This is a genomic window from Pseudoxanthomonas sp. X-1 (assembly GCF_020042665.1).
Classification (GTDB): Bacteria; Pseudomonadota; Gammaproteobacteria; order Xanthomonadales; family Xanthomonadaceae; genus Pseudoxanthomonas_A; species Pseudoxanthomonas_A spadix_A.
This window is the reverse complement of the sequence record NZ_CP083376.1, coordinates 3,964,022-3,976,600: the sequence shown is the minus strand read 5'-3', so window position 1 is coordinate 3,976,600 and position 12,579 is coordinate 3,964,022. Positions and strand designations below refer to the sequence as shown.

The following is a 12,579-nucleotide window of genomic DNA, read 5'->3' as shown; positions in this document are numbered from 1 at the left end:
AACGACGGCGAAACGCCTGTTGGCCGGCCGGCGCCCGTGGTCCCACGCAACCGAAGGAACCGGTTGACAGCGAGCCATGCAAGGGCCCGGTGCCAAGGAGGCGACATGCATCCGTTTCGCGACGTTTCATCCTCTGCCGCTCGAACTCGTGCACGCGTGCCGCTTGCGTCGGCGCCTGGCCGGGACGGCCATGATGGACAAGCCGGACCCGTGCGATGAGAATTGTGCTCTCCATCGCTTTTATTGGTCGCGATTGGGTGCTAAGGCGTGTCTCGGCGATGGGTCTGCCACGCTGGTCCCGCGTCGTGCTCCTGCGACACCGCCTGCCCATGCACCTGTTCCATCCGGCTCCGCGTAGCGCTTTGCGTCTCTTCCCGGCACTGCTGTTGATGTTGACCCTGTTGCTCGGTGGTTGCGGCTGGGTCGCGCCGATCGGCCAACAGGGCCGCAACTACATCGCGCTGGATGGCCAGGTGGAGATGCTGCGCGACCCGCAGGGGACGCTCGATGTGCGCGCGGTGGCCGCCCGCGACGCGCTGCAGCCGGTGTCGCCGGAGTTCAATCTCGGCTACATCCCCGACGTGGTCTGGCTGCGGCTGCGGCTGGACCGCATGCCGCCTCTGCCGCGGGTCCTGCTGCTGCAGGTGGATGCGCCGTTGGCGGACACCGTGCGCCTGTACCTGCCGCAGCCGGATGGCAGCTTCCGCGAGCTGCGGCGTGGCGAGGACGTGTCGCTGCGCGAATACCCCTACCTGATGCGCACGCCGGTGTTCCAGCTCGAGGCCGCCGACGGTCGCTATCCCGAGCTGTACCTGCGCCTGACCGAACGCAACGCGATGACGGTGGCGCTGAAGCTGTGGGAGCCGCAGGCCCTGCTGGCCCAGGAGGCGCTGGCCGCGACCCAGGGCAGCGTCTTCCTCGGCTTCATCATCGCCCTGTGCCTGGCCGGCGCCTTCATCTGGACGCGCAGCGGCGTCGGGCCGGTGCGCTGGTACGTCGCCTACATCGCCAGCAGCGCCTACACCGTGTACAAGACGCGCGGGCTGGTCGGCCCGTTCCTGTATGTGGAGATGGCCGACGGCGGCGACCGCGTGCTGGGCGTGGTGATGGCGCTGAGCGTGGGCATCGCGGTGTCCTTCAGCGTCCGGCTGATGACCCTGCAGACGTATTTCCCGCGGTCCACGCGTGTGTACGAGGTCGTGGTCTGGAGTGTGGTGGGCTGCGCCTGTGTCGGCTTCCTGCTGGGCGCGTTCGGTACGGTCATGCCCTGGATCCAGGGCATGAGCCTGCTCAGTGTCCCGCTGCTGCTGCTCGCGGCGGCCTATCTGACCTGGCGCGGCAACACCACGGCCAGGTTGTACCTGGTCGCGTTCTCGGTGCTGTACCTGGTGTTCTTCCGGGCCTTCCTGATCAATCTCGGCCTGCTCCCCAATACGCCGTTCATGCGGGGTGGAGCGCCGCTGGCGCTGGGTCTGACCCTGCACCTGCTGCTGCTGACCTTCAGCTTCGCCCAGCGCTTCTACACGCTTGAGAAGGAGCGGCAGGACGCACTGGCGCTGGCGTTGAACGCCTCCCAGCGCGCTGAGGCGTCGCTGGAAGACAAGGTGCGTGAGCGCACCCGCGAACTGGACGAGGAGATCGCCCAGCGCCAGGACACCGAACTGCGCCTGCGCCAGAGCAAGGCGCGACTGCGGCAGGCGCTGTCGACCGAACAGCGCCTGCGCGAGGAACAGCGCGAGTTCGTGACCATGCTGTCGCACGAGTTCCGCACGCCGCTGGCGATCATCCATGCCAGCGGACAGATGCTGCGCGATACCGAGACCGCGCTGCAGCCGGCGAACCAGCGCCGGATCGATAAGATCCAGACCTCGGTGGAGCGGATGGACGGGCTGATCGAGCGTTTTCTCGACAACGAACTCCTGCTGTCGGAGGAGGGCGTGCTGCAGCTCACCACCTTCGCCCTGGCGCCGCTGATCGCCGAGGCGCTGGAAGCGATGGAGCCGGCACGCGAGCGCGTTCAGGTCGATCTGGCCGCGGCGCCGACGCTGCTGCACAGCGACCGCGGCCTGCTGCGCATCGCCCTGGACAATCTGGTGACCAACGCCCTGAAGTACTCCCCCGCGGGAGCGCCTGTCCGGGTCAGCGCCTGGGTGGAGGACGCCTCGGTGGTCATCGCCGTGGCTGATGAAGGCCCTGGCATTCCGCAGGACGAGCAGGCCAGCGTCTTCAACAAGTTCGCACGCGGTCGCGACAGCGGCGGCACCGCCGGCGCGGGCCTGGGGCTGTATCTGGTCCGGCGCATCGCCGTGCGGCTCGGTGGCGCGTTGACGCTGCACAGCGCCGGCGCCGGCGCCGGCGCCGGCGCGACCTTCCGCCTGCGCTTGCCGCTGACGAATGCCGCAGCCATGGAGTGAGCGCATGCGCATCCGATTCCGTTGTCCCGCCGTGCCATGCATGCCGGCATCGCCCGGAGGCCCGACGTCATGGCGCTGATCGGTCTGCTTGAGGACGAGCCGGACCTGCGCGAGGAGCTGCAGGCCTATCTGGTGGCGATCGGCCATCGCGTGGTGGCCGCGGACTCGGTCGCCGCGTTCCTCGCCGCCGGTGCCGACCTGCGCTTCGACCTAGTCGTCCTGGATCGCGGCCTGCCCGATGCCGACGGGCTGGAAGTGGCCGAGCGCCTGCGCCGCGCGTGGCCGCAGATCGGGATCATCATGCTGACCGCCCGCGGCGCCAGCCAGGACCGGGTCCACGGCCTGGAGAAGGGCGCCGACCACTATCTGGTCAAGCCCCTGCATCTTTCCGAACTGGGTGCGCACGTGGCGGCGCTGTTGCGGCGCATCCCGCGCGGCTGGCGCCTGCACTCGCGCGAGTCCTGTCTGTATACGCCGGACGATGTGCGCCTGGACCTGAGCGGGCGCGAGTTCGCGCTGCTGCGGCTGCTGGCCGAACGCCAGGGCGAGGTCGCCGGGCGCCGCGAGGTCGCCGAGGCGCTGGGCTGGGAATGGATGGCCTTCGACCAGCGCCGCCTGGACACCATGATCAGCCGTCTGCGCCGGCGCTGCCGCGACCTCTGCGGCCTGGAACTGCCGATCCGCACCGAGCACGCGCGCGGCTATCACGCCACGGAGACCATCGGCGTGGAGTGAGCGGATGGCGCCGCTTGCCTCGACGTGCCGGGCCGATGTTGCGCAAGACCTCGCGCGCGCCCTGCGACAAGGGGATTGCGCGTGGCGACGCCGCCGCCGCGCATGAGGAGAAAGTGACAAAAATCGGTCGAATGTGCGCCGCGGGGTCGGCTTCCTGCGGGTGCGCGCAGCGCCTCTCTGACGTCCTGCGTCACTGTCAGAAATCGTAAGTTTTCACGTTCTCTCGATCCCCAGAATGGCGCCGATTACGAAGAGCGCCGTCTGCGCAGACCACAGGGGACAATCCATGAACACCACGCGGCTGGCCAAGCTTCTTGGCCTGGGCTCGTTGCCACTTGCCGTCAATCTCGCGCTGGCGCAGACCGCGCCGCCGGATGCGGGATCGCTGCTCAACCAGCAGCAGCGCCAGGAACGGCTGCAGCCGCCGGCCGATGACGCCGCCCCCCTGCTGCAGCAGCCGCTGCCCGAAGCACAGGACGGCGCCTTCAGCGCGCGCGTGGACCGGGTGCGCTTCACCGGCGCCGATGCGGCGATCGACACGCAGGCGCTGCAGGCGGTGGTCGCCGACGCGCTGGGCAAGTCGCTGACGCATGCGCAGCTGCAGGCGCTGGCGCAGCGGGTCAGCGCCGCGCTGCAGGCGCAGGGCTATCTGCTGGCGCGCGCTTACCTGCCGAGCCAGGACCTGAGCGACGGCGAGCTGGAAATCGCGATCATGATCGGTCGCCTGCAGAACGCGCCCGGTCGCGTGCAGGTGCTGTCCGACAACGCGGCGCTGCGCGCGCGCACGACCGCCATCGCCGACGCCGCGCTGCCCGACGGCCCGGTGCGCAACGATCAGCTGGAGCGCGCGCTGCTGCTGATCAACGACGTGCCCGGCGTGAGCGCGCGCGCCACCCTGGAGAAGGGCGCCGAGCCCGGCAGCAGCCGCCTGCTGATCCGCACGGAGGACGCCCCGGCATGGACCGGCGGCGTCGGGATGGACAACTTCTCCAACCGGTACACCGGCCGGTGGCGCAGCAGCGCCTGGGTGGCGGTGAACCGCCCGTTCGAGCGCGAGGATCTGCTCGGCATGAACCTGAGCCACAGCAGCGGCAGCGATGTGCTGGGCCTGAACTATTCCATGGGCCTGACCCCGTCCGGCCTGCGTGCCAACTTCGCCGCGTCCTCGATGCACTACGAGATCGGCGCCGAGTTCAAGCCGCTGGACCTGCGGGGCAGCGCGCGCACCTACAGCGCCGGCCTCAGCTATCCGCTGCTGCGCACGCGCAAGCGCAGCCTGTGGATCAGCATGGATGCCGAGCGTCGCGAGCTCACCGACAAGGCGCTGGGCCAGGTGCTGCGCGAGCGCAACCTGGACCGCCTCACCACCCTGCTCAGCGGCAGCGCGTGGGACGGCTGGTGGGGCGGCGGTTACTTCGGTGCCAGCCTGGGCTGGGTGACCGGCCGTGTGGATCTGGACAACGCCGCCGACCGCATCGCCGACGGGCTGAGTGCGCGCACCCGCGGCGACTACAACAAGCTGATCTGGCGCGTGGAGCGCAACCAGAGCCTGGGCGGGCTGAGCAACTGGGGCCTGTACCTGGGCGCCAACGGCCAGTTCTCCAACAAGAACCTGGATTCGTCGGAAAAGCTCCTGCTCGGCGGCCCATCCGGGGTGCGCGGGCATGCGGTGGGCGAGGGCAGCGGCGACGAGGGCTGGCTGGTCAACGCCGAACTGCGTCGCGACTTCGTCATCGCCTCGCAGGTGCGCGCGCAGGCGCTGCTGTTCGCCGACCACGGTCACGTGCGCCAGCACGTCGATCCCTGGGCCGGTTCGGTGACGCCGTGGTCGGGCAATGCGTACGGCCTGTCCAGCGCCGGTCTGGGACTGAACCTGCAGGGCGAGCGCTGGTCGCTGCGCGCCGCCTGGGCGCACCGGCTGGGTGACAACCCCGGCCGCAGCGCCAGCGGCCTGAATGCCGACGGCCTGCGCGACGACACCTATCTGTGGCTGCAGGCCAGCCTGCGCTTCTGACGCCGCCACTCCACGAATTCCGAGGACGATTCGCATGAATCACATCTACCGTTTGATCTGGGACGAACTGCGTGGCGCCTATGTGGTCGCCGCCGAAATTTCCCGCCGCCGCGGCAAGCGCAGCGGCACCGTGGTGCGCGCTGCCGCCGCCGCGATCGCCATCGGCAGCGTGCCCCTGTCGGCCTATGCCGTGGATCCGGGGACCTTGCCCAGCGGCGCGCAGATCGCCGCCGGCAACGCACAGCTGGGTCAGCAGGGCGCCCACCTGACCGTGCACCAGGACAGCCAGCGTCTGATCCTGAACTGGAACAGCTTCGACATCGGCGACCAGGCCAGCGTGCGCTTCGAGCAGCCCAACAGCAGCGCGATCGCGCTCAACCGCGTGCTCGGCGGGACGACGAGCCAGGTCCTGGGCGAGCTCAGCGGCAACGGCCAGGTCTGGCTGGTCAATCCGAACGGCGTGTACTTCGGCAAGGGCGCGCAGGTGGACGTGGGCGGGCTGCTGGTCAGCTCGCTGGGCATCAGCGACAGCGACTTCCTGGCCGGGCGCGCGCGCTTCGCCGCGACCGGCGCCGCCGGTGCGGTGCGCAACGAGGGCGCGATCCGCGCCAACGGTGGCGTGGTGGCGCTGCTGGCGCCGGCGGTGAGCAACACCGGCAGCATCACGGCCGGCCAGGTCGGCCTGGCCGCCGGCGATCGCGTCGCCTTGGACTTCGACAGCGACGGGCTGCTGTCGCTGGCGGTCGAGCAGGACGCGCTGAAGGCGGAACTGACCCAGAGCGGCGTCATCCGCGGAAACAACGTGGTGCTCAGCGCCGCCGGCGCCAGCGCGCTGCGTTCCAGCGTCATCAACATGGACGGCGTGGTCGAAGCCACTTCGCTGGGCGTGCATGGCGGGCGCATCCTGCTCGACGGCGGCGATGCCGGCCAGGTCCACGTCAGCGGACGCCTGGACGCCAGTTCGGCGACCGGCCAGGGCGGCCGCATCGACGTCCTCGGCCAGCAGCTGCGCCTGGACGGCGGCGCACGCCTGGACGCCAGCGGCGCGACCGGCGGCGGTGCCATCCATGTCGGGGGCGGCTGGCAGGGCCATGACGCCTCGCTGCGCAACGCCACCCGCGTGGACGCCGACGCCAGCGTCGCGCTCGACGCCAGCGCCGTCAGCAGCGGCAACGGCGGCGAGGCGGTGGTCTGGTCCGATGGCGACACCCGGTTCGCCGGCAGCATCGCCGTGCGCGGCGGCGCGCAGGGCGGCGACGGCGGCCGGGCCGAGGTCTCCGGCAAGCAGGATCTGGCCTACAGCGGCCGCACCGATGCCAGCGCGGCTCACGGCGCGATGGGCGACCTGCTGCTGGATCCGAGCACCATCTCCATCCAGGCCGGCGGCACCGGCAGCGGGTCCATCGGCGGCACCACGGTCTACGTGCAGGACCTGCAGGCGCAGAACGCCAACGTGATGCTGGTGGCCGACAACGGCATCACCTTCGGCGACCTGTCGCTGAACGGCGGCAACGGCCGCCTGAGCATGGCCAACAATGTCAGCCTGCGCCTGGAGAACACCAGCGGCACGATCAGCTTCGCTAATCCGACCAACACGGTGGAAGTGTTCGGCACCGGCAGCCTCTACTTCCAGAGCGGACGCACCGGGACGGGTTACCTGCGCAGCATCGGCAATCTGATCGCGCATGGCGCCGGGACCAACCCGGCCACGCTGCCGACCCACGACGTCACCCAGAATGGCAACGGCACCCCCGGTGCCGGCTCGATCACCCTGTACGGTGCCGACGGCATCACGGTCAGCGGCGCGGTGACCACCAACGGTGGCTACGTGCGCATCTGGGGCGATTCGGATAATGCGGGCGGCGGCGACCTGACCCTGAGCTCGCCGATCAACACCTCCGGCGGCAACGTTTACCTTTCCACCGGCAGCGGTGCGGTGACGCTGAACTCAAGCATGACACTCGGCGCCGGGCGCGTGACGTTCAGGGCCGACGGCAGCTACACCACCGGCGAGAAGATCCTCAATGGCCTGATCGACGCCAGCGGCGACTTCGACATCGATACCCCCTTCACCATGAAGGGCGGCGCCAGCATCTACACCAGCGGCAACATCAACTTCGGCAACGTCGCGGTCAACCTCGATACCGGCGGCGGCGTGCTGGTGCTGCGCGCCAACAAGATCGACTGGGGCTCGTCGACCCTGAACAACCTCAGCACCGCCTCGATGCGCCTGGAGCCGTACGATCCGACGGTCAACATGGTGCTGGGCGACGCCAACGGCTTCGCCTCGGCGGCCACGCTCAACAAGCTGCCGGGCATCCGCAACCTCACCATCGGCCGCGCCGACGGCACCGGCACCATCAGTGTGTCGGGCAACTACAACTTCAACGCCAGCGGCAGCTTCGAGCTGCTCGACAAGACGCTGGACATCACCGCCGGCAGCCTCAGCAACAGCACCGGCAACGTCATCCTGACCGGCGACAACATCAACCTCAGCCAGCAGGTCACCGCCAATGGCGGCAACGGCAAGGTCACCATCCGGCAGATGACCGCCGCCAACGCCCTGCATCTGGGCACCGGGCTGAGCAATGCGTCGATCGGCCAGGTCAACGCGGCCACGCTGGAGATGGGGCGCAGCGACGGCGGCGACCTGGTGTTCGACAGCGACATCGTGACCGGCGCCAGCACCGTGAGCCTGAAGAGCGGCCAGCGCGTGCTCGGTATCAACGGCGGCGTGTCCGCGGCCAAGCTGGCGGTCACCGCCGGCGCGGGCGCCACGCTCACCGACAGCACTTTCGACTTCACGACCCTGGCGCTGGATGTGGGCGGCGCCAGCCAGGTCACCAGCTCCAGCGCGAACTGGAGCCTGGGCGCGGCGGATACGCTGACCGGCCTGAACGTGCGCGCCGGCACCACCGGCACCGTCGGGCTGACCGCGACCGGCACGTTGGGGCTGAACAGTGCGGTTAATTTCAACAACAGCGCCGCCGCCCTCGCCGCCACCGCCGGCACGGCGTTCAACGCCTCCAGCACCACCTTGAGCAATCAGGCCGCGGCCACGGTGGCCTTCGCGCTCGCCGGCGGCAACCCGTTCGCGTTCGGCGGCACCAGCACGACGCTCAGCAGCACGGCGCTCTCGCGCTTCAATGGCGTGAACACGCTGCGCGTGGATGCGACCGGCAACGATGTCACGATGGGCGCCTTCAACGTCACCGTCGGCAACCGCGTGCAGGTGCAGGCACGTCGCCTGCAGCAGACCGCCGGCGTGGGCGTGGCGGGAGGCAGCCTCTATCTCAGCGCAGCGCAGGACGGCCTGGCCCTGAACCAGGCCATCAGTGCCGCGCAGACGCTGTCGCTCAACGACATCGCCGGCGCCGGTATCCAGGGCAGCGGCGCGCTGACCGCGGCCGCACTGGCCGTGCGCTCCAGCGGCGCGGTGACGCTCAACTCCACCAACAACCAGGTGAACACCATCGCGGCGCAGACCGGGGACCTGAGCTTCCGCAACAACGGCAGCCTGCGTGTGGGCAGTGCCGATGGCCTCGCCGGTATCGCCTCCACCGGCGCGGTGGACGTGCGCCTGACCGGCGCGAGCGCGGACCTGACGCTGCAGCAGGCGGTGAGCGCCGGGAACGGCGCGCAGCAGCAGACCGGTGTGCTGCTGGCGGCGGGCCGCAACTTCATCAACCAGGCCGGCAGCAACGCGGTGAGCACGGGCAACGGCCGCTGGCTGGTGTACTCGGCCTCGCCGCTGGACGACACGCGTGGCGGCCTGGCGCCGGAGTTCAAGCAGTACAACGCCGACACCGGCACCACCGTGCTGGACGCCGGCAGCGGCTTCCTCTACCGCGTCGCCCCAACCGTGGGCGTCGCCCTCACCGGCGCGGCCAGCAAGACCTACGACGGCAACGCCACCGCGTCGCTCGGCGGGATCGGCTATACGGTGAGCAGTGGCGCGATCGACGGCGACACGGTCGTCGTGTCCGGCACCGCGGCGAGCTATGACAGCAAGAACGCCGGCAACGGCAAGGCGGTCACCGTCACCGGCCTGAGCATCGACCAGGCCAGCAACGGTGCGGTGCGCGTCTACGGCTACGACGTCGCCAGCACCAGTGCCAGCGCCAACATCGGCACGATCAACCAGAAGACGATCCAGCTGGGCGCCGGCTCGGTCCAGGACAAGGTCTACGACGGCACCACGACGGCGAGCCTCGGCACCGCGACGCTGAGTGGGGTGATCGGCGGCGACGACGTGGCCTTCGCTGGCGCGTCGGGCGCGTCGTTCGTCGACAAGCGCGCTGGTACCGGCAAGCAGGTCACCGTGTCCGGCATCACCCTGGGCGGCAACGATGCCGGCAACTATCTGGTCGACAGCACGGCCTATGCCGATATCGCCAAGCGCACGTTGACGGTGGCGGTCGATGTCGCCGGCAAGGTGTACGACGGTGGCACCGGCGCGCAGGTGAACAATGTCACGCTCGGCAACGCCGTTTTCGGCGACGACGTCAGCGTCGCCACGCAGGCGGCGTTCGTGGACAAGAACGTCGGCGACAACAAGGCCGTTGTGGTCAACGCGCAGCTGGGCGGCAACGACGCCGACAACTACGTCATGGACGCGGGCACCTCGACGCCGCGCGTGAGCACCGCCTCGATCACGCCCAAGACGATCGACGCCGGCACGCTGAGCGTGACGACCAAGGTGTACGACGGCAACCGTACGGCCAACGTCGGCAGCACCGGCCTGGTCGGCACGGTGAGCGGCGACGATGTGGCGCTGACCCTGCAGGGCCAGTACGACAACAAGAATGTCGGGACCGGCAAGCAGGTGGATGTGACCGCCGGCCTGCTCGGCGGTGATGCGGGCAACTATCGCCTGACCAACACCAGCCTGCAGTCCAGCGGCGACATCACGCCCAAGAGCATCGACGCCGGCACGCTGAGCGTGACGACCAAGGTGTACGACGGCAACCGCACGGCGAACGTCGGCAGCAGCGGTCTGGTGGGCACGGTGAACGGCGACGACGTCGCGCTGACCCTACAGGGCCAGTACGACAACAAGAACGCGGACACCGGCAAGCAGGTGGACGTGACCGCCGGCCTGCTCGGCGGTGATGCGGGCAACTATCGCCTGACCAACACCAGCCTGCAGTCCAGCGGCGACATCACGCCCAAGAGCATCGATGCCGGCACGCTGAGCGTGACCACCAAGGTGTACGACGGCAACCGTACGGCGAACGTCGGCAGCAGCGGCCTGGTCGGCACGGTGAACGGCGACGACGTCGCGTTGACCCTGCAGGGCCAGTACGACAACAAGAATGCCGGGACCGGCAAGCAGGTGGACGTGACCGCCGGCCTGCTCGGCGGTGATGCGGGCAACTATCGCCTGACCAACACCAGCCTGCAGTCCAGCGGCGACATCACGCCCAAGAGCATCGACGCCGGCACGCTGAGCGTGACGACCAAGGTGTACGACGGCAACCGCACGGCGAACGTCGGCAGCAGTGGCCTGGTCGGCACGGTGAACGGCGACGACGTCGCGTTGACCCTGCAGGGCCAGTACGACAACAAGAATGTCGGGACCGGCAAGCAGGTGGACGTGACCGCCGGCTTGCTCGGCGGTGATGCGGGCAACTATCGCCTGACCAACACCAGCCTGCAGTCCAGCGGCGACATCACGCCCAAGAGCATCGACGCCGGCACGCTGAGCGTGACGACCAAGGTGTACGACGGCAACCGTACGGCGAACGTCGGCAGCAGCGGCCTGGTCGGCACGGTGAGCGGTGACGATGTGGCGCTCACCCTCCAGGGCCAGTACGACAACAAGAACGCGGGCACCGGCAAGCAGGTGGACGTGACCGCCGGCCTGCTCGGCGGCGACGCCGGCAACTACCGCCTGACCAACACCAGCCTGCAGTCCAGCGGCGACATCACGCCCAAGAGCATCGACGCCGGCACGCTGAGCGTGACGACCAAGGTGTACGACGGCAACCGCACGGCCAACGTCGGCAGCACCGGCCTGGTCGGCACGGTGAGCGGCGACGATGTGGCGCTGACCCTGCAGGGCCAGTACGACAACAAGAACGCGGGCACTGACAAGCGCGTGGACATCAGCGCGGGCCTGCGCGGCGACGATGCTGGCAACTATCGGTTGGTCAACACCAGTCTGCAGTCGCGTGGCGACGTCACGGCCAAGCAGCTGACCGTGGGCAGCGTGGCCGTGCTGGACAAGCCCTTCGACGGCAGCAGCACCGCGGTGCTGGTGCTGCCGCCGCTGCGCGGGGTGGTCTCCGGCGACGAGGTCGTGCTGCAGGGACAGGGTCAGTACGACGACGCCTCGACCGCGCTCGGCAAGACGGTCCAGGTCTCGCTGACCTTGAACGGCGCCGATGCAGGGAACTATCGCTTGACCGATGCGCTCCAGCAGACGATCGCCGGCATCGCCGAGCTGCCCGGTCGCAACGCGGTGGATGCGATCTCGCAGTCGACCCTGGGCGGTAACGGCACGCGGCCGGGCGGTACCAACGACGGTGGCCCGCTGACCTCCGCGGGCGCGATCGCCGCGGCGACCGGTGCGATGGGCGATCTTGGCGCATCGGCGCAGCCGCAGCTGGTCGGCACTTCGCTGGATCCGACCGGCATCGGCGCCTCGGGCGGTGCCGGTGGCACGGGCAACGTGGGCAACGCTGCGGGTAGCGGCGCCGGAAACGGCGCTGGGAACGGCGGCGGCGCGCGTACGGCAGATGGTGGCGCGTCCACGGGCATCGCCAACGCGGTCCGCGGTGGCGCGGCCGATGCCAACGCAGGCGCTGGCACTGCCAGCACCGCCGGCGACGGCGGACGTGGCGGCGCTTCGGGCGATGTGGCGATGGGCCAGGTGCTGCGCAACGGCACCGGCGTGAGCCTGGCCACCGGGGGTCAGTCCCTGGCGCAACCGGAAGTGACGGTGCTGCCGGTGTTCGACGGCGAAGGCCACGCGCTGGGCCGCCTGCGCGTGGAGGACCTGGGCGGCAGCCTGGTCCTGCATCCGCTGGACGGCGAGTCGCCGACCGCGCCGGACCTGCAGCAGAGCGTGCGCGCCAGGGCCCAGACCAGGGTGGCCATCGACGCGGACGAGACCGCCACGCTGCGCCTGTCGCTGCTGCAGGACGGCACCCTGCATGTCGTGGCGCCGCGTTCCGCGGCGCGCCTGGACCGCGAAGTGCTCAGCGCCTACGCGCTCGACGCGCTGAAGCAGCAGGCCGGCGTCTCGGTGCGGCAGGTACGTGCGCTGGTGCTGAGCCTCGTCGACTGAGGAGCGCGACGCCGGAGCGTGGGCGCTAGCCGCCCGCGCTTCCCGGCGGCTGGCGCGCCACCCGCCGTTGTACGAACCGACGGCGATGGTGTGCCGCTGGTGTTCTGTTACCGCTCGGCTTGGCC

At 69.8% G+C, this 12,579-nt stretch carries 4 protein-coding genes; all 4 read left to right on the top strand.

All coding sequences use genetic code 11. From position 1 onward, the window contains the following. Positions 1-389: 389 nt before the first annotated feature. The 4 genes from LAJ50_RS17880 (at position 390) to LAJ50_RS17865 (ending at position 12,454) form a co-directional block, all read left to right on the top strand. Positions 390-2,414: an ATP-binding protein gene (locus LAJ50_RS17880; RefSeq protein ID WP_224096371.1), complete on the top strand. Its 2,025-nt coding sequence runs from the start codon at positions 390-392 to the stop codon at positions 2,412-2,414. Between the two features lie 69 nt (positions 2,415-2,483). Next, positions 2,484-3,149 carry a response regulator transcription factor gene (locus LAJ50_RS17875; protein WP_224096370.1) on the top strand — a complete coding sequence of 222 codons (666 nt, stop codon included), beginning with the start codon at positions 2,484-2,486 and terminating at the stop codon, positions 3,147-3,149. A gap of 286 nt (positions 3,150-3,435) precedes the next feature. Then, a complete protein-coding gene (locus LAJ50_RS17870; protein ID WP_138655052.1) occupies positions 3,436-5,163 on the top strand; it encodes a ShlB/FhaC/HecB family hemolysin secretion/activation protein in 1,728 nt (575 codons plus the stop codon). A 34-nt stretch (positions 5,164-5,197) separates the two neighbouring features. Next, positions 5,198-12,454, top strand: a complete 7,257-nt coding sequence (locus LAJ50_RS17865; RefSeq protein ID WP_224096369.1) for a YDG domain-containing protein — start codon at positions 5,198-5,200, stop codon at positions 12,452-12,454. The last annotated feature ends 125 nt before the right edge of the window (positions 12,455-12,579 follow it).